Consider the following 17,842-nt stretch of genomic DNA (forward strand, 5'->3'; position numbering starts at 1 on the left):
CGGCCCCGCCGTCGTGCTTTTGCCGCATGCGCCTGACCCCCGCACTTTCACACTCCCGCACTTTCGCACTTTCCCCCTCCCCGCCTTATCTTCTCCGCATGCAGACCCATTCCCCGCCCCTGGATTCGTGAAGCCGTCCCCCCGCGGCATGGCCGCCGCGCTCCTGGCGGTGCTCGTCGCGTCCGTGTGCGTGCGGCTCGGCTTTTGGCAGCTCGACCGGCTGGAGCAGCGGCGCGAGCGCAACGCGGCGATCCGTGCCGCCGGCCGCCTTCCCACGCTCCTTCTCGACTCCGCCTCGGTACGGCTGGTGGCGGACAGCCCGGCGGCGTACCTCGACCGGCGGGTCCGCGTGCGCGGCGTGTACGACCCCTCGCGCGAGGTGGTGCTCCGCGGGCGCGCGCGCGAGGGGCGGCCGGGCGTGCACCTGGTCACGCCGCTCCGGATCGCGGGGAGCGACGACGAGGTGCTGGTGAACCGTGGCTGGGTCCCCTCGCCCGACGGCGCCACCGTGGACCGGGCGCCCTACGCCGAGCCCGGGCCGCAGGAGGTGGTCGGCCTTCTCCAGGAGGTGCCCGCCACCGGCGACCGGGGGCAGCCGGCCGCGCCGCGCGGCGGGGGCGACACCACCTTCCGCCGCCTGGACCTCGCCACCGTGCGCGAGCGCTCCGCGGGCCCCGTCCTGCCGGTGTACGTGCAGCAGCTCCCCGACCCGGCGCGCAGCCGTCCGCCCTTCCGCGTCCCCGCGCCGGTGCTGTCCGAGGGATCACACCTGAGCTACGCCGTCCAGTGGTTCAGCTTCGCCGCCATCGCCCTCCTCGGCCTCGTGGTGGTGGCGCTGCGGGGCCGGAAGCGGTGAAGGGAGCGCGAGGGCAGGACGGCGGTACGGAGGTGCTTTCTCTCCGGCCCTTCCGCGTCGACGCGGAGGGGCTTTTTTCCGGATTCGCGGTGTGCGTCTTGCATCGGTTCCCCATCCCCCGAAAGGGAGCAGGAGGGGCCGGAGGAAGGTGCGCCGCGCCCGGAAATCAGGGAACCACCATCGGAGAGGAGGACGTATGGCTCGCTATGGACGAGACTTCGACCGGAACCGCGGAGGGATGTACGGCGGCGGACGGGGCGGGATGAACCGCGGCTACGGGAGCGACTACGGCTACGGCGCCGGTGGGATGGGGAACGAAGACTTCCGGGGCGGGATGTACGGCGGCGGCGGCTACGGCGGGATGGGCTCCGACGGGTACGGGAGCACCGGCGGCATGGGCTCCGACGGCTACTCCGGCGGGGAAGACTACGGGCAGTCGCGCCGCGGCTACACGGGCTTCGGCACCGGCGGCGGCGCGTACGACAACGACTACGACAGCGGCCTCGGCGGTGGGGGGATGGGGTACGGCGGCTACTCCGGCGGCGGCGGGTACGGGAGCGGCCGCGGGATGGGTGGCGGCGGCTACGGGGCCTCGGGCTTCGGCGGCTCCGGCACGAGCTCCGGGGGCACCGGCAGCGGGATGGGGTACGGCGGCGGCGGGATGGGCGGCGGCACGCAGGGTGACGAGTACGGGAGCGAGGGCGGCGGCTACGGCGGCTACGGGTACGGCTCCGGCTTCCGCGGCGGCTACGGGGGCGGCGGCTCCCAGGGCGGCGCTGGCGGCGGGTACGGCTCCGGCGGGTATGGGGCCGGCGGATACGGCGGCGGCTACTCCGACTACGGCAGCACCAGCTATGGCGGCGGGACCGGCCAGAGTCGCGGCGGCGGCCAGCAGGCCACGCAGCGGCGTGCCTCGGAGATCATGACGCGCGACCCGGAGACGGTCACGGCCGACGCCACGCTCGCCGACGCCGCGCGGAAGATGCGCGACCTGGACGTGGGCATCATCCCCGTGGTGGAGAGCGAGAGCAGCAAGCGGCTCCGCGGCGTGGTGACCGACCGGGACATCGCCATCCGCGCCGTCGCCGAGGGGAAGGACGCCAACAGCACGCGGGTCACCGAGGTGATGACCAGCGGCGTGGAGACCTGCAACCAGAACGACTCGGTGCAGGACATCCTCAACCTGATGGAGCGCGAGCAGGTGCGCCGCGTCCCGATCACCGACCGCGACGGCCGGCTGGTGGGGATCGTCGCGCAGGCGGACGTGGCCACCGAGCTCGGCACCTCGCACCAGGGGATGCACGAGGTGGCCGACACCCTGGAGCGGATCTCGGAGCCGGGCCGCCCGCAGCGCGGCGGTGCGCGGGGCTCCCAGTCCCGCGGGATGCAGTCGGGCGGAATGCAGTCGGGCGGCCGGCAATCCGGAGGGATGCAGGCCGGCGGCCGGCAGTCCGGCGGGACGCAGCAGTCCAGCGGGACGCAGGGCGGGTCCACGCAGGGGCGCCAGGCCGGCGGCTCCTCCACGGGCAGCGGCCAGCAGGGCGGCTCGCAGGAGAACGAGTAAGGCCCGCGGGTAGCCACGCAGAAGGGGGAGCCTCGCGGCTCCCCCTTCTGCGTTTTCGGCGGCCGGGTGCGTCCCGGCGTCAGGATCCCTGCCGCTCCAGCAGCTCGGGGAGGGCGATGCGGAACCAGTGCGTGAACGCCTCCGGGTCCGCCTCCATCTCGCGGAGCAGCTCGCCGGGCGCGGCCCAGCGCCAGCCGCCCACCTCCTCCGCGTCGGGCGCGGGGGAGCCGCTCCAGCGGCCCACCAGCACGTGGTCGAGCTCGTGCTCAACCAGCCCGTCGGGGAAGTCGGCGCGGTAGACGAAGGTGAAGGCGGGCCGCAGCTCGCAGTCGAAGCCCATCTCCTCCGCCAGCCGCCTGTGCGCCGCGTCCTCCACCGCCTCGCCGGGGCGGGGGTGGCTGCAGCAGGTGTTCGTCCACAGCCCGGCCGAGTGGTACTTGCCGTCCGCCCGGCGCTGCAGCAGGAGCGAGCCCGCCTGGTCGAACACGAATACGGAGAACGCCCGGTGCAGCCGGCCCTCGCGGTGCGCGGCGAGCTTCTCCGCCACGCCGGTCTCGCGGTCCCGCTCGTCCACCAGCACCACCATCTCCGCGTCGCCGCGCACCCCGCGCACCCTCAGTCCCGCCAGCGCCGCAGCGCCAGCGTGCTGTTGGCCCCGCCGAAGCCGAACGAGTTGGAGAGGGCGACCTCCACCTCCGCCCGGCGGGCGGTGTTGGGGACGTAGTCCAGGTCGCACGCCGGGTCCGGGTCCGTGAGGTTGATGGTGGGGGGGAGGATCTCCTCGCGCAGCGCCCGCACGGTGAGTCCGGCCTCGATGGCGGCGGTGCCGCCCAGCGCGTGTCCCAGCATGGACTTGGTGGAGGAGATTGCGAGCCGGTCCGCGTGCTCGCCGAACACCGCGCGGATGGCGCGCGTCTCCGCCAGGTCGCCCACGGGGGTGGAGGTGCCGTGCGCGTTCACGTAGCCGACCTCCTCCGGGGCCACCCCCCCGCTCCGCAGCGCCCGCCGCATGGCGAGGGCCGCGCCCTCCCCGTTCTCCGGCGGCGCGGTCACGTGGAAGGCGTCCGAGCTCATCCCGAACCCCACCACCTCAGCCAGGATCGGGACGCCGCGCGCGCGGGCGGACTCCAGCTCCTCCAGCACCAGGATCCCGGCGCCCTCCGCGTGCACGAAGCCGCTCCGCTTCGCGTCGAAGGGGCGCGACGCCGTCTCCGGCGACTCGAAGTCCGTGGCGAGCGCGCGCGCCGCCGCGAAGCCCGCGAAGGAGATGGGCGTGACGCACGCCTCCGTCCCCCCCGCGATCATCATGTTCGCGTCGCCGCGCTGGATGGCGTGGAACGCCTCGCCGATGGCGTGGTTGCTGGTGGCGCACGCCGAGACGGGGGCGTAGCTGGGCCCCATGGCGCGGGTGCGCATGGACACCTGCCCCGCCGCCAGGTTGATGATGCTGGCAGGGATGAAGAAGGGGGAGACCCGTCCCGCGCCGCGCTCCTCCATCAGCTTGGAGGTCTCCATGATGGAGATCAGCCCGCCCATCCCCGAGCCGATGATCACCCCGGTCTCCTCCGGCTCCGGAACCCGGCCCAGCCCCCCGAGGCCCGCGCCGCGGAGCGCCTCGTCGGCGGCGACCAGGGCGTACTGGATGAACCAGTCCATCCGGCGCGCCTCCTTGCGGTCGATCACCCCCTCCGGGTCGAAGCCCTTCACCTCGCCCGCGATGGCCACCGACGGCGGAAACCCCTCGGGCGAGAATTTGGTGAGCGGCCCGATCCCGGAGCGCCCCTCCACGATCCCTTCCCAGGTCTCCTCCGCGGAGTTCCCCAGCGGGGTCACCATCCCGATCCCGGTCACGACGACGCGACGACCCAAGAGGTCCTTCCTGGTTGCTCGTGTGATGAACTGCCCCGGTGGCCCCCTCCCGGGCCCCCACCCGGCGGCCTGAGAGCCGCCACCCTCCCCCAGTTCTGGGGGAGGGCTTCCTGTCAGGTTGGCGCCGGTGCGAGTCCTCGGCGGCCCCCCACCCCCGGCCCCTCCCCCGCCTGCGGGGGAGGGGAGAACGGCAACTGCAGGTGCCGTTCGGCGCCTCACGGAAAGGGTGCCAGGGCGGAGGTGGGGTGCTCCCGGAGGAAACGCCTTGTGTCCGAGCGAAGCGAGTTTGGCGTTTCCGGAGGGAGTACCCCGCCGACGACCCCGCGCGCCCATGCCCCGGACGCACCGTTCTACTCCGCCCGCAGCAGCCCCTTCCGCAGGGCGAAGCGCACCAGCTCGCTCCGGTGGTGCAGGTCCAGCTTCTCCATGATCCGGGCGCGGTAGGTGTCCACCGTCTTCGGGGAGATGAACAGCTTCTTGCCGATCTCGCTGGAGCTGAACCCCTCCACGGTCAGCGAGAGGACCTCGCGCTCGCGGTCGGTGAGGCGCTCCACCGGGTCCTCCTCGCCCGCCTCGGACTTCTGCTTCAGGCCGCGCAGGAGGAGCTTGGCAGCGCTGGGGTAGAGGAACACGTCGCCCCGCGCCACGGTGCGGATGGCCTCGATCAGCTCCTCGTCGGCGCTCCGCTTGTTGACGTACCCGGAGCCGCCGGCCTCCAGCACGGGGAGGAGGTGCTCCTCCTCGCCGTGCATGGTCAGGACGAGCACGCGGGTCCCCTGGTTCAGCGCGGCGATGGCGCGCGTGGCCTCCAGCCCGCCCTGGCCCGGCATGGAAAGGTCCATCACCACCACGTCCGGCCGCAGCTCGGCGGCGCGGGCGGTGCCCTCCTCGCCCGTGCCGGCCTCCCCCACCACCTGGAAGCCCGGCTCGGCCTCCAGCAGGGCCCGCAACCCGGCGCGGAGGACGGCGTGGTCGTCCACCAGCAGTACCCTGATCGTCTCCGCTTCCGGCGTCATCGAGGCGTCGTTTGGGGGAGGTCAGCGCGCGGCGGGGATCCCGCCCGGATCGGGCGGAATCTCGTGGCTCCGGCGCGTGGTCGCAAGCGCAAGCCGTTACAGGCGCTTCTGCAGCGCCTCCGGCGTCCAGCGCGACAGGAGCGCGGCCAGCGTGGAGAAGGAGCCGGTGAGGAGGAGGACCCCCACGGCGATCAGCAGCACCCCGCTCGCCCGGCTCACCCACGGGAGGAGGTGGCGCATCCGCCGGAAGGCGCCCAGGAAGCGCTCAATCAGCAGCGTGGCGAGCAGGAAGGGCACCGCCAGGCCGGCCGAGTACACCGCCAGCAGCCCCATCCCCTCGGCCACGGAACCGCGGGTGGCGGCCAGCGTCAGGATCCCGCCCAGGATGGGGCCGATGCACGGCGTCCACCCCGCCCCGAACGCCACCCCCACCAGCACCGTCCCCAGGTACCCCACCGGCTTGTCGGCCAGGTGCATCCGCCATTCGCGCCCGGCGCCGGGGAGCCGCAGGGCCCCCAGCAGGTACAGCCCGAACACCACCAGCAGCACTCCCCCGACGATCTCCACCCAGCGGCTCGCGTAGGAGAGCAGCGCCCCCAGGAAGGTGGCCGAGGCCCCCAGCAGGATGAACACCGCCGAGAACCCCAGCACGAACAGCAGCCCGTGCGTGAGGACCGCCCGCCGCTGGCGCCCGGAGCCCTCCTGGAGCTGGTCCAGGCTCATTCCGGTGATGAAGGTGGCGTAGCTCGGGATGAGCGGGAGGACGCACGGGGAGAGGAAGCTCAGCACCCCGGCGGTGAAGGCGACGGCGAGCCCGAGGGATTCGGCCTGCATGGGGAGGGAGTGAGGGAGTGCGAAGGTGCGTGAGTGCGTGAGTGCGAAAGTGCACGTCCGCCGCGATGGCGCTCCCCAAAGCTAGCAAGAAAAAAGGCTCCGGGCGAGCCGGAGCCTTCGGTGCCGTCGTTCTGGGCGCGGGTCAGCCCCCGGCGACCCCGGAGGCGAAGCGCTCCGCGGCGTGGTCGCCGCAGGCCAGGCGGTCGCGCAGGCCGGAGAGCAGGAAGTCCAGCACGTCGTCGGCGGAGTAGCTCAGGCGCCCCTGGCCCAGGAAGCGGCGGATGATCGTCAGGTCGTCGCCGCTGGTGATCAGCGGCTTCTCCACGCTCCCGTCCTCGCGCACCTGGCCGTGGCCCGCGTCCGCCAGGAGGGCGTTGCACAGGCACTTGCGGCCCACCGTGTCCTCCACGGCCCCGCCCTTCTTGACGTAGGTGTCCACCGGCTCGGCGGGGCAGCGGTACCCCAGGCGCCCGTTCGGCATCCGGTAGGTGCTGCGCAGGTACCCCAGGTCGCAGACGCGCTCGCGGGCCTCGTAGACGTCGGGCTGCGACAGGGTCCCGCCCAGCTGCACCACCTTGAAGGGGAAGCCGGTGGGGGAGGCCCGCCCGTCGGTGAGCACGTCGATCTCGTCGTCCAGCGCCTGCCGCAGCACGTACTCCTTGAGGTCGGCGCGGAAGCCGGACTCCTCGGTGTAGGCGAAGAGTGTCCCCACCTGGATCCCGGCGGCACCCTCGTCCAGCGCCTCCAGCAGCTTCTCCGGCGAGCCCGTGCCCCCGGCCAGCCAGAAGGGGAGCCCCAGGTCGCGCATCTTCTCCAGGTCCACCTCGTCGCGCTCGCCGTACACCGGCTCGCCGCGCTCGTTGAGCTGCAGCTCGCCGCGCGGCGGGGCGTTGTGGCCGCCGGCCGTGGGCGCCTCAATGATGAAGCCGTCCACCCGGCCGCTCGCCTTGCGCGCCAGCATGGTCGCCAGCGAGTTGGAGGCGATGATGGGGAAGAAGTACGGGCGCACCATCTCCGTCGGCGGCTCGGCGGAGTGCTCGCGCGGGTCGAAGGTCATGATCGCGGGCTCGCCACCCCCCTCCACGTCCAGCCTCAGCGAGGCGGGGAGGTGCTCCGCGAAGCGGTCCAGGATCCCCGGGATCTCCTTGGGAATCCCCGCCCCCATGAGGACGTAGTCCACCTTCGCCAGCATCGCCCCGTAGAGCGAGTCCAGGTTGGGCATCTGGACCTTGGTGAGGAGGTTGATCCCCACCTTCCCCTCGTGCCCCTCCTTGGCCAGCCACACCTCGCAGTAGTTGGCCGCCATGGTGAGCTGCTGCCGCATCCGCGTGACCACCTGCTTGTACATGGGGACGGGCTTGTACGGCTCCCCCTCCGCGAGCCCCTCCGGGCGGAAGTAGCGGTCCAGGATCTCCTGCGCGACGTCCGGGATCGGGAAGTCCTCCAGCGCGCGCCGGAGGTGGCCGCCCAGGTCGCCGTCCTGCAGCCGCCGGACGAACAGGCTGTCGAGCGCGGTGCCGGAAACCACCCCCAGCTGCCCCCGCATGGAGACCGCCTTGGCGAGGGCCCAGCAGGAGACGCCGACTCCCATTCCGCCCTGGATGATCATGGGGTGCGAGATCGCGGCAGCCGTCATACGCGGTCCTGGATACGGTGGCGGTTGAAGGGGGAGCCGGGCAATGTACGCTCCAGGTCACGGGTCCGCAACGACTTGCGGTGCCCCCTGTACTCCACTGAGCAATGCTCAGTTCCGGCTTTACTGGATTGCAACCCTGGTGCCACGCCGCGAAGGGAATGCGGCTGCGGAATTTATGGCGGGCCACCCTCGCCGCGCGGGTGTTGCCTCGCACCCGCGGGGAGCGGATATTTTCGCCCGTGGACAGGGGCCCCTCGCCCCGCCGTCACCTGAAGAATGGACAAGAAATGGCCGAGTTGCATCCCGTCACGCTGGAGGGGTGGTACGTCCTCCACCAGGCGTGGACGACCGACTGGACCGCGCTCCGGGCGCTGGACCCCGCCGCCCGCGCCGCCGCCGCCGGGGAGGCGCAGGCCCTGTTCGCGGAGCTCGCCGCGCCCGCGGAGGGGTGGAGCGCCCCGTTCCGGCTGGTGGGCGGGGGGGCGGACTGGCTCTTCGTGCACTTCCGCCCCACGCTGGAGGAGCTGGCCGACGTGGAGCTGCGCATCCGCCGCTCGGGGATGGCCGGGCTGCTCCACCTGGAGTGGGACTACCTTTCCGTGACCGAGGCCGGGCTGTACCACGCCACCGCCGAGGCCGCGCGGGAGCACGGCGCCGGGACCGAGGCATTCCGGGGCGCGCTGGACGAGGCGGCCGAGGCGGAGCTGCGGAGCCCGCACGTGCGCACCCGGCTCTACCCCCAGGTCCCGGAGGGGATGAAGTACGTTTCCTTCTACCCCATGAGCAAGAGCCGCACGCCCGGGGCAAACTGGTACACCCTCCCCGTGGAGGAGCGGAGCCGGCTCATGCGCGAGCACGGGATGACCGGGCGGCGCTTCGCCGGGCGGATCTTCCAGGTGATCGCCGGCTCGGTGGGGCTGGACGACTGGGAGTGGGGGGTGACGCTCTTCGCCCGCGACCCGCTGGACTTCAAGCGCATCGTCACCCAGATGCGCTACGACGAGGCCAGCGCGCTGTACGGCGAGTTCGGCGAGTTCGTCACCGGCATCCGTTTTGCCCCCGCAGAGTGGCGGGCGCTCCTCGGCGCCCCCGAGTGACGGCGCGGGGGCCGCTCTCGCGCTGGCCCGTGCCTCCCGGGCACCCTATCATTCCCGGATGAACTGGACCCGACCCTTCGCCGTCGTCGGCGGGAGCACGCTGCGCGGCCTGGAGCGCCTGGGCGGCTTCGGACACTTCGTCGTGGAGGCGGGGCGCGCCGTCGCCATCGTCCCCACGTGGGGGCCGCTCCTGGTGAAGCAGATGCGGAGGCTGGGGGTGGACTCGCTCCCCATCGCCCTCTTCATCGCGACCTTCACCGGGATCGTGCTCGCGCTGCAGGCGTCGTACACCCTCACCGGGGCCGTCCCGCTCTACTTCGTGGGGACGCTGGTGGGGAAGACGATCATCCTGGAGCTGGGCCCCGTCCTCACGGGACTCGCGCTTTCCGGGCGGGTGGGGGCGAACATCGCGGCCGAGCTGGGGACCATGCGCGTCTCCGAGCAGATCGACGCCCTGGAGACCATGGCGTACGACCCGCTGGCGTACCTCGTGGTCCCCCGGGTGCTCTCCGGGATCCTGATGTTCCCCATCGTGGTGACCTTCGCCAACCTGGTCGGGATCCTGGGCGGGTGGGTCACGGCGATCAACCTGCTGGAGATGTCCACGCAGGAGTTCGTGAAGGGGCTGCGCCTCTTCCACGTCCCCTTCGACATCACCTACTACCTGATCAAGTCCTCCTCCTTCGGGCTGGTGGTGACGATGATCGGGTGCTTCCAGGGGTTCACCACCACCGGCGGCGCGGAGGGGGTGGGGATCTCCACGACGCGTGCCGTGGTAATCTCCAGCATGATGATCCTGGTCCTGGACGCCGTCTGGGCGGCGGTGCTGCTGCGATGAGCATCGAGCTGATCGACGTCCACAAGGCGTTCGGGCCCAAGCAGGTGCTACGCGGGCTCAGCTTCGAGGTGGGCCGGGGGGAGACGCTCTCGCTCATCGGCTTCTCGGGTGCCGGGAAGTCCACCATCCTGAAGCACGTGGTGGGGCTGATGAAGCCGGACCGCGGCACCGTGAGGGTGGACGACATGGAGGTGCCGAAGCTCCGCCGGACGGAGCTGTACGAGCTGCGCCGCAGCATCGGCTACGTGTTCCAGTTCGCGGCGCTCTTCGACTCCATGACCATCGGCGAGAACATCGCCATGGGGCTGCGAAAGCAGGGGAAGCTCAACGAGGAGCAGATCCGCGAGCGGGTGGCGGACTCCCTGGACCGGGTGGACCTGGAGGGGTACGAGCAGCGCTTCCCGGCGGAGCTCTCCGGCGGGCAGAAGAAGCGCGCCGGGCTGGCCCGCGCGGTGGCCTTCCGCCCGCGCTACCTCCTCTACGACGAGCCCACCAGCGGGCTGGACCCGGTGACCACCACCACCATCGACCGCCTGATCCGGAAGATGCAGGCGGACCTGGGTACCACCTCGCTGGTGATCACGCACGACATGGAGAGCGCGTACCGCATCAGCGACCGTATCGCCATGCTGTACGAGGGGAGGGTGGTTGAGGAGGGGACGCCGGACGAGATGCGCCGCACCCGCCACCCCGTCGTGCGCGGCTTCGTCGAGGGGAAGCCGGAGCTGGTCGAAGCGGCGGAGGCCCGAGAAACGGCCGCGCACCCCCATGCCTCCCGCACCGGAGAACGTTGATGACGCTGAAGAACGAGGTCCTGGTCGGGATCGTGGTCATCGCCGGGCTGGCGATCCTGGCCCTGGGCGGGTGGTGGCTCACCGGCCGGCCGTGGGGCGGCGAGCAGCAGGAGATCGCCGCCACCTTCCGGCGCGTGGGGCTCCTCAACGAGGGGAACGAGGTGAAGTACCGCGGCGTGCGGGTGGGGCGGGTGGAGAAGATCGTCCTTTCCCCTCGCGGCGACGGCGTGATCGTCACCATGACGGTGACGCCGGACGTGAACTTCCCGGACGACGCCGGGGTGCTCCTTTCCGCGGAGTCGTTCTTCGGCGACTGGCAGGCGGAGATCGTCTCGCAACGGGAGTTCCCGGAGCTGCAGTGGACCATCGCCCCGCGCCCGGGGGTGCTCCCGGGGGCGGCGCTCCCGGACATCACGGAGCTCACGGCGGTGGCCGCGCGCATCGCGACGGACATCGAGACGCTCTCCGAGCGGGTGGAGCTGGCCTTCACCGAGGAGACGGCGATCAAGATCCGCGAGACCATCGAGAACGTGCAGGAGGTCAGCGAGCAGCTGGGGGGCTTCATCGACCAGCAGACCGGCACGTACCGCGACGTATCGCAGAACGTGCTGCAGGCCACCGCCAACATCCGCGACGCCACGGCCACCGCGGAGCGCGTGGCGAACGACTTCGGTGCCGCCGTCAACCAGGGCGACATCCAGGCGGTGCTCGCCAACGCGCGCCTGGCGAGCGAGAACCTGCGCCAGTTCAGCGAGCAGCTGGAGACCGCGGGGCAGGGTGTGCCGGGGCTGCTGGCCCGCGCCGAGAGCACGCTGGGGACCGTCGACGCGACCGTGAGCTCGCTGCAGCCGCAGATCGCGCAGGTGGGCCCCACGCTGGCGGAGGCCCGCGCCGCGATCGCCACCCTGCAGCGCGCCGCCAGCCGCATCGAGGAGGGCCAGGGGACGCTCGGCCGCCTGATCGAGGACCCGGCGCTCTACGAGGAGACGCAGCGCGCCGTCGCCACGCTGCGCCGCCTGCTCGCCGACCTGCAGGCGAACCCCGGGAAGTACGTGGGGCAATTGAAGCTGTTCTGAGCCGTGACCTGAGCCGCCATGCCATGCTGATCGTCCAGAAGTACGGAGGCACGTCGGTGGGGACGCCGGAGAGGATCCGGGCGGTGGCGCGGCGCGTGGCGGCCACCCGGGCGCGCGGGCACGACGTCGTGGTGGTGGTCTCGGCCATGGGCGACGCGACGGACGACCTCCTCACGCTGGCGCAGCTCGTCACCGGGAGCGAGACGCCCGCCCGGGCGCACCCGCGGGAGCTGGACATGCTCCTCACGGCGGGGGAGCGCATCTCCATGGCGCTGCTGGCGATGGCGATCCGCGAGGAGGGGGCGGAGGCCCTCTCCCTCACCGGGAGCCAGGCGGCCATCATCACCGACGGCACGCACACCGCCGCGCGCATCCGGGAGGTGCGGGCGGACCGGGTGCGCGGCGCGCTGGCGGACGGGTGCATCGTCATCGTGGCCGGGTTCCAGGGCGTGAGCCGCGAGCGGGAGATCACCACGCTGGGGCGCGGCGGCTCGGACACCAGCGCGGTGGCGCTGGCGGCGGCGCTGGAGGCGGACCGCTGCGAGATCTTCACCGACGTGGACGGCGTCTTCACCGCGGACCCCCGCCGCGTCCCCGAGGCGCGGCTCGTCCCCCGGGTGTCGCACGCGGAGATGATCGAGCTGGCGGCGGCGGGGGCGCAGGTCATGCATCCCCGCGCGGTCGAGATCGGCGCCCGGTACGGCGTGGACATCCGCGTCCTCTCCTCGTTCCGCGACGACGGCGGGGACGGGGAGGGGCGGGGCACCCTCATCACCCAGGAGCGGGATCGAATGGAAGAGCTGGCGCTGACCGGGATCACCTCGCAGCGGGGACACGCCAGGGTGGCCCTGCGCGGCCTCCCCGGCGGGATGGCCACCTCCACCGAGGTGCTCACGCGCCTGGCGGAGGCCGGCGTCCCCGTGGACATGATCTCCGAGCACGCGGAGCCCTCCGGGCGCGTGTCGCTGCAGGTGACCGTCTGGCAGGACGCGCTCGACCGGGCGCGCGGGGTGGTGGGCGGGCTGGCGGAGCGCCTGGGCGGAGGGGACTGGGAGGTGCGGGGCGACCTGTCGCGCGTGACGCTGGTGGGGAGCGGGATGACCGGCGTCCCCGGGGTGTACGCGCGCGCCTTCCGCGCCCTGCTCGACGCGGGCGTGGAGGTGCAGGCCGTGTCCACCTCCGCCATCTCCATCACGCTGCTGGTGCCGAGCGACTGCGAGGACGACGCGCTGCGGGCGCTGCACCGCGCCTTCGAGCTGGAGCGCGCCGCGGACGAGGCGCGCGTGGCGCCCGCGGAGCGGGGGTAGCCGCCGATGCACGTCGCCATCCTGGGCGCCACCGGCGCCGTCGGCCGCACCATGCTCCAGGTGCTCGCGGAGCGTGCCCTCCCCGTGGAGCGCCTGACGCTCCTGGCCTCGGAGCGCTCGGCGGGGACCGTCGTCTCCTGGGGCGGGCGCGAGTGGACGGTGCAGGCCCCGGAGCCGGGCGCCTTCCGCGGGGTGGACTTCGCCATCTTCTCGGCCGGAGCGGACCGCTCGCGCCGGTGGGCCCCGGTCGCCGCGGACGAGGGGGCGGTGGTGGTGGACAACTCCTCGGCCTGGCGCATGGACCCGGAGGTGCCGCTGGTGGTGCCGGAGGTGAACCTGGCCGCCGCGGAGCGCCGCCCGAAGGGGATCGTCGCCAACCCCAACTGCTCCACCATCCAGATGGTGGTGGCGCTCAAGGCGCTGCACGACGCGTTCGGTGTGCGCAGGGTGGTGGCGACCACCTACCAGTCGGTGAGCGGGGCGGGGGAGACGGGGCGGGGGGCGCTGCGCGCGGAGCTGGAGGGCGGACGGGCGCAGGACTCGCCCTTCGCGCGCCCCATCGCCGGGAACGCGCTCCCCCGCATCGGCGACTTCGACGCGGAGGGGTGGACCGGGGAGGAGCGCAAGATGATCCAGGAGACGCGCAAGATCCTGGACGTCCCGAACCTCCCGGTGGCCGCCACCTGCGTGCGGGTGCCGGTGGAGGTGGGGCACTCGGTCCAGGTGATGGTGGAGACCGGGCACCGCTTCACGCTGGACGACGCCCTCACTGCGCTGGAGCGCTTCCCCGGGATCGTGCTGGCGCGCGAGGCGGCGGAGTTCCCCACCCCGCTGGAGGCCGCCGGCCGCGACGAGGTGTTCGTGGGGCGGGTGCGGACCGATCCGGACTTCCCGCGGACGCTGCACCTCTGGGTGGTGGCGGACAACCTGCGCAAGGGCGCGGCGACCAACGCGGTGCAGATCGTGGAGGGGCTGCGGGGTGACTAGGCGGCGGCGGGGCGGGACGCAGCGCGGCGGGCGGGCGCGCGTGGAGACCAGCGCCGGGGGGGTGATCTTCCGCTGGCACGGGGAGGCCGCGCACGTCCTCCTGATCCGCGACCGCTACCAGCACTGGGGCTTCCCCAAGGGGCACCTGGAGGGCGCGGAGACCCCGGCCGACGCGGCGCTCCGCGAAGTGCGCGAGGAGACGGGGCTGGGCGACCTGGTGCTGGGGCCGCGGCTGCAGACCATCGACTGGTTCTTCCGCTTCCGCGGCCGCCTGATCCACAAGTTCTGCCACTTCTACCTGATCGAGGCGCCCACCGGCGACACCTGCCCGCAGGAGGAGGAGGGGATCACGGAGTGCGTCTGGCTCCCGCTGCAGGAGGCCATCGAGGCGATCTCCTACGACAACGCGCGGGAGGTGCTCCGGGCCGCGGCGGAGCGGCTGCTGGGGGAGCTGGCGCGGGGGGCTCCGCCGTCGGAGGACGGCGGCGAGCCGTGAGCGCCGCACCGCAGCTCGCACCTCGCACCTCGCACTTCACCCTCTTCCCCCTCCCGCTCCCCCGCCATCCTCGCCAGCTCGGCTGACACCCGCGCCACGACCGGCGCCCACTCGCCGGGGCGCTCCTGCCGGAAGAGCCGCATCGTCGGGTACCAGGGACTGTCGTCGCGCCCTTCCATCCAGCGCCAGTCGGCTTCGGAGTGGAGCAGGGTCCACACGGGGACGCCCAGGGCGCCTGCCAGGTGCGCGGGCATGCTGTCCACCGTGACGACGAGGTCCAGGGCGCGCATCACCCGCGCGGCCTCCAGCGGGTCATCGGAGCCGGAGACGAGGCCGAAGCCCTCGGGGAGCTCGTCGAGCGCGGGGCCGCGCTGCAGCACGTGCAGCTCGATTCCGGGGACCGCCGCGAGGAGGGCCAGGAGCGGGAGCGGGACCGTGCGCCGGTCGTCCCAGTCGCCCGCGCGCCAGACGAGCCCCACGGCCAGGCCGCGCCCGCGGGGGAGCGGGGCGGGATCGGCGTGGAGGTAGGGGACCTCCGCCGGGAGCGTCTGCAGGGTGGTGCGGAAGACGTGCGCCAGCTCCATGATCTCCACGTCGGCGTCGTACTCCACCTCCGGGGTGCCGTCGTGCAGGGGGAGGAGCCGGTCGATCCCCCGCGCGGTGCGCAGCAGCGGGATCAGCTTCGGCTGCGCCCAGAAGACCACCTCCGCGGCGACCTCGCGCAGCAGCGGCGCGTAGCGGACGAACTGCAGGGTGTCGCCCAGGCCGTGGTAGCACCGCACCAGCACGCGCTTGCCGGCGAGCGGTGCGCCGTCCCACACCCACTGGCAGTGGCGGGGGAGGTGCCAGCAGGGCACCCCTGCGTGGGAGCGCAGCTCCTCGTCGCTGATCTTCCAGGCGGCCTCCATCTCGCCGCGGCGCATGTGCCAGCTCCACCGGTCCACGTCGTCCCCCCGCTTTCGGTCGTCCGTCGCCAGATCGTCTCCGCCCGGGCCGAAGCGAGGCGCGTGCCAGGGCGAAAAAAAGGCGCGGCGGGGGAGATCCCCCGCCGCGCCCCCGGTTCGCCTGGAGCCGCTCAGCGCGCGGTGGTCCACTCGTCGTCCTGGCGGAGCTTCCGCCCCAGCCAGAGCCCCAGCGGGACGGCCAGCGCGGCGGCGCCGAGGCCCACCGCGGCGTTGCGCCCGGTGAGGCTGCGCTTCGGCTCGGGGCGCACGCGCCCCACCGCCCACCGGGTGGCCTTGAGCAGGGCGGCCTTGCGCGGGTTCTTCGCGGCGAACATCATCTTCGGGGCAGCGGCCCAGGCCGCGGCCTTCACGATCTTGCTCTTGTTCATTTCTGGCTCCTCCGGTTCGGTTGCTGGCGCCTACGTGGCACCTTGCCTTGCAGGAAGCGTGCGCGCGGAGCGCGCCGGACGCCCCGTCCCCCGACCCTTGCCTCCCCCCATGTACGATTCGCAGACCACTCCCGCCGCGTCCGCCGCGGAGGGCCTCAGCTGGCGCACGATCCACGCGGTCGCGGTGGTGTTCGTCCTGGCGCTCTTCCTGTTCTCGCTGCGGACGCTGCTCAACCCGTTCATCCTGTTCCTGCTCTTCCTGTTCCTGGTCTCCCCCAGCCGGGGCTCGCGGCACTACGTCCTCCTGGTGAGCGCCACCGGGATCCTCACGCTGGTGTGGCTGCTGGAGACCACGGGGTTCCTGCTCGCCCCCTTCTTCCTGGCGCTGGTGCTGGCGTACATCCAGCACCCGCTGGTGAGCGTGCTGGAGCGGCGGGGGCTCTCGCGCACGCTGGCGGTGTTCCTGCTGGCCGTGCCGGCGCTGGTGGCGATCGTGCTGGTGGCGGTCGTCGGGATCCCCGCCCTGGGTGAGCAGGTCGCCGGCTTCATCGCCAACGTCCCCGGCTACCTCCAGGCGTTCACGCTGCAGGTGGAGCGCTGGCAGGTGATGCTGCAGCGGCGCGACCTCCCGTACCTGGACGAGGAGGCGGTGCTGGCGCGGCTGCGGGCCGTGCAGCCGGAGGCGGTGATGGCGTACCTCCAGGACCGCCAGGCGCAGCTCGCGCGGGCGGCGTGGCAGGGGGTGCTGGGCGTGGGGCGGGGGGTCAGCTCGGTGCTGAGCCTGCTCAGCTACGTCTTCCTGACGCCGATCCTCACCTTCTACCTGCTGCGCGACTGGGGCCACCTCCAGGGGAGCCTCACCGGTCTCGTCCCGGCGGCGCAGCAGGGGCACGTCCTCGGCTTCTTCCGCGAGTACGACCGGCTCCTTTCCGGGTACCTGCGCGGGCAGTTCCTGGCCGCGGCCATCGTGGGGGTGCTCACCTGGCTGGGCTTCTGGATCCTCGACTTCCCCTACGCGCTCCTTCTCGGCGTGGTGGCCGGAGTGTTCAACGTGATCCCGTACATGGGGCTGGTGGCCTCGCTCATCCCGGCGCTGATCATCGCCCTCTTCTCGGGGAGCGTGCTGCTCGGCCTGGGGAAGATCGCGCTGGTCTTCGCCGTGGTGCAGGTGCTGGACGGCTCGGTCATCGGGCCCAAGATCGTGGGCGAGGCGGTGGGGCTGCACCCGGTCTGGGTGATCCTGGCGCTCGCCGTCTCGGGGTACTTCTTCGGCTTCGTGGGGCTGATCATTGCGGTCCCCCTGGCCGTGCTCGTAAAATTGCTGCTCGCCTCCGCCCTCGCCCGCTACCGCGGCTCCGCCCTCTTCCAGGGCGGGGCGAAGCTCGCCACGGGCGAGCCGGTCGGCCCGGAGGCGCGGCCGGCGGGGGCGGAAGCGTAGACGGGCGCCGGAAACTTGCTCCGGAGGTGACCATTGGCCTACAGGATCGACCCGGGCGGCCGGGTGCCCCGCTCCACGAGGAGCGGGCGCGGGTGGGTGTCGTCGCTGTTGAGCGTGGGGGTGGTGGGGGCGCTGGCCGGGGTGTGGGCCTGCGTTCCGGGGACGGCGGTGCAGCCGCTCGCGCCGGCCGCCGCCGTGTCGAAGGGGTTCGTCGCCCCGGCCATGGCGCGTCCGCTGGCGCCCCCACCGCAGGCGCAGCCGCTCCGCCTCGCGGAGGAGCTGGACCGCGACCTGGGGGAGAGCCTGCGCGCCCCCGCCGCTCCGGCGTTCCGGATCGCGGCGCGGCACGACATGACCTCCACCATGTACTGCCTGAAGGGGAAGACCCGCACCGGGATCCACACGCGCGACGGGGTGGCCGCGGCGGACCCGGAGTTCCTTCCGCTCGGCTCCGTGGTCCGGCTCTCGCACCCGGACGGCCGCCCCCTGGGGGTGTTCGTCATCATGGACACCGGGGGCGCGGTGAAGGGCCCCAAGGTGGACATCTACGTGGACGACTGCCGGGAGGCCCGGCGCTGGGGGATCAAGAAGGTCGTCGCGGAGGTGCTGGACCTGGGCCGCGAGGCCGATTGACGGATCCCCGGCCGGACCATCGGTCCGGGGACCGTGTACGACCCGACGCGGGGCCGCCGGAGCGGCCC

Annotated in this window: 18 protein-coding genes; 11 read left to right on the forward strand and 7 right to left on the reverse strand. The window is 72.9% G+C overall.

Going from position 1 to position 17,842, the window contains the following annotated elements; genetic code table 11:
- Positions 1-127: 127 nt before the first annotated feature.
- Together VGR37_10855 and VGR37_10860 are read left to right on the forward strand one after the other, a co-directional pair.
- A complete protein-coding gene (locus tag VGR37_10855) occupies positions 128-856 on the forward strand; it encodes an SURF1 family protein (GenBank protein ID HEV2147891.1) in 729 nt (242 codons plus the stop codon).
- A gap of 196 nt (positions 857-1,052) precedes the next feature.
- A complete protein-coding gene (locus VGR37_10860) occupies positions 1,053-2,420 on the forward strand; it encodes a CBS domain-containing protein (GenBank protein ID HEV2147892.1) in 1,368 nt (455 codons plus the stop codon).
- 79 nt (positions 2,421-2,499) lie between these two features.
- Here the strand turns inward: VGR37_10860 and idi are convergent, their stop codons facing one another.
- The 5 genes from idi to VGR37_10885 all read right to left on the reverse strand — a co-directional run bounded on the left by idi (position 2,500) and on the right by VGR37_10885 (position 7,775).
- Positions 2,500-3,024 (reverse strand): isopentenyl-diphosphate Delta-isomerase, encoded by a 525-nt coding sequence (idi, locus tag VGR37_10865; GenBank protein ID HEV2147893.1) that lies wholly within the window; start codon positions 3,022-3,024, stop codon positions 2,500-2,502.
- An 11-nt stretch (positions 3,025-3,035) separates the two neighbouring features.
- The gene (gene fabF, locus VGR37_10870) at positions 3,036-4,289 is read right to left on the reverse strand and encodes a beta-ketoacyl-ACP synthase II (GenBank protein ID HEV2147894.1); all 1,254 of its coding nucleotides are present in this window, start codon (positions 4,287-4,289) and stop codon (positions 3,036-3,038) included.
- 350 nt (positions 4,290-4,639) lie between these two features.
- Positions 4,640-5,305 carry a response regulator transcription factor gene (locus tag VGR37_10875; GenBank protein HEV2147895.1) on the reverse strand — a complete coding sequence of 222 codons (666 nt, stop codon included), beginning with the start codon at positions 5,303-5,305 and terminating at the stop codon, positions 4,640-4,642.
- Between the two features lie 96 nt (positions 5,306-5,401).
- On the reverse strand, positions 5,402-6,139 hold the full coding sequence (locus VGR37_10880) for a cytochrome c biogenesis protein CcdA (protein HEV2147896.1): 738 nt from the start codon (positions 6,137-6,139) through the stop codon (positions 5,402-5,404).
- A gap of 142 nt (positions 6,140-6,281) precedes the next feature.
- Positions 6,282-7,775, reverse strand: coding sequence for a nitronate monooxygenase (locus VGR37_10885; protein ID HEV2147897.1), 1,494 nt, complete (start codon positions 7,773-7,775; stop codon positions 6,282-6,284).
- A gap of 287 nt (positions 7,776-8,062) precedes the next feature.
- Here VGR37_10885 and hemQ point away from each other — a divergent pair, with 287 nt between their 5' ends.
- Genes hemQ through VGR37_10920 form a run of 7 tightly spaced genes read left to right on the forward strand, consistent with a single transcriptional unit; the run spans position 8,063 to position 14,370 of the window.
- Complete coding sequence (gene hemQ, locus VGR37_10890; GenBank protein HEV2147898.1) at positions 8,063-8,872, forward strand: hydrogen peroxide-dependent heme synthase; 810 nt, start codon at positions 8,063-8,065, stop codon at positions 8,870-8,872.
- Between the two features lie 58 nt (positions 8,873-8,930).
- Complete coding sequence (locus VGR37_10895; GenBank protein HEV2147899.1) at positions 8,931-9,710, forward strand: ABC transporter permease; 780 nt, start codon at positions 8,931-8,933, stop codon at positions 9,708-9,710.
- A complete protein-coding gene (locus VGR37_10900; GenBank protein ID HEV2147900.1) occupies positions 9,707-10,504 on the forward strand; it encodes an ABC transporter ATP-binding protein in 798 nt (265 codons plus the stop codon). The genes VGR37_10895 and VGR37_10900 overlap by 4 nt, the downstream gene beginning before the upstream one ends.
- The gene (locus VGR37_10905) at positions 10,504-11,580 is read left to right on the forward strand and encodes an MlaD family protein (GenBank protein HEV2147901.1); all 1,077 of its coding nucleotides are present in this window, start codon (positions 10,504-10,506) and stop codon (positions 11,578-11,580) included. Before VGR37_10900 ends, VGR37_10905 begins: the two co-directional genes overlap by 1 nt.
- Before the next feature lie 23 nt (positions 11,581-11,603).
- Positions 11,604-12,887, forward strand: a complete 1,284-nt coding sequence (locus VGR37_10910; protein HEV2147902.1) for an aspartate kinase — start codon at positions 11,604-11,606, stop codon at positions 12,885-12,887.
- A gap of 6 nt (positions 12,888-12,893) precedes the next feature.
- Positions 12,894-13,874: an aspartate-semialdehyde dehydrogenase gene (locus VGR37_10915; GenBank protein ID HEV2147903.1), complete on the forward strand. Its 981-nt coding sequence runs from the start codon at positions 12,894-12,896 to the stop codon at positions 13,872-13,874.
- Complete coding sequence (locus VGR37_10920; protein HEV2147904.1) at positions 13,867-14,370, forward strand: NUDIX hydrolase; 504 nt, start codon at positions 13,867-13,869, stop codon at positions 14,368-14,370. Before VGR37_10915 ends, VGR37_10920 begins: the two co-directional genes overlap by 8 nt.
- Here VGR37_10920 and VGR37_10925 read toward each other — a convergent pair.
- Together VGR37_10925 and VGR37_10930 are read right to left on the reverse strand one after the other, a co-directional pair.
- Positions 14,271-15,464, reverse strand: a complete 1,194-nt coding sequence (locus VGR37_10925; GenBank protein ID HEV2147905.1) for a glycosyltransferase family 9 protein — start codon at positions 15,462-15,464, stop codon at positions 14,271-14,273. The genes VGR37_10920 and VGR37_10925 overlap by 100 nt on opposite strands.
- Positions 15,446-15,703 carry a hypothetical protein gene (locus tag VGR37_10930; GenBank protein ID HEV2147906.1) on the reverse strand — a complete coding sequence of 86 codons (258 nt, stop codon included), beginning with the start codon at positions 15,701-15,703 and terminating at the stop codon, positions 15,446-15,448. Before VGR37_10930 ends, VGR37_10925 begins: the two co-directional genes overlap by 19 nt.
- A 109-nt stretch (positions 15,704-15,812) precedes the next feature.
- Between VGR37_10930 and VGR37_10935 the strand changes: the two genes are divergently transcribed.
- Together VGR37_10935 and VGR37_10940 are read left to right on the forward strand one after the other, a co-directional pair.
- Positions 15,813-17,141 (forward strand): AI-2E family transporter, encoded by a 1,329-nt coding sequence (locus tag VGR37_10935; protein ID HEV2147907.1) that lies wholly within the window; start codon positions 15,813-15,815, stop codon positions 17,139-17,141.
- Between the two features lie 33 nt (positions 17,142-17,174).
- Positions 17,175-17,774 (forward strand): 3D domain-containing protein, encoded by a 600-nt coding sequence (locus tag VGR37_10940; protein HEV2147908.1) that lies wholly within the window; start codon positions 17,175-17,177, stop codon positions 17,772-17,774.
- Positions 17,775-17,842: the final 68 nt, after the last annotated feature.

Source organism: Longimicrobiaceae bacterium (assembly GCA_035936415.1).
GTDB lineage: Bacteria > Gemmatimonadota > Gemmatimonadetes > Longimicrobiales > Longimicrobiaceae > JAFAYN01.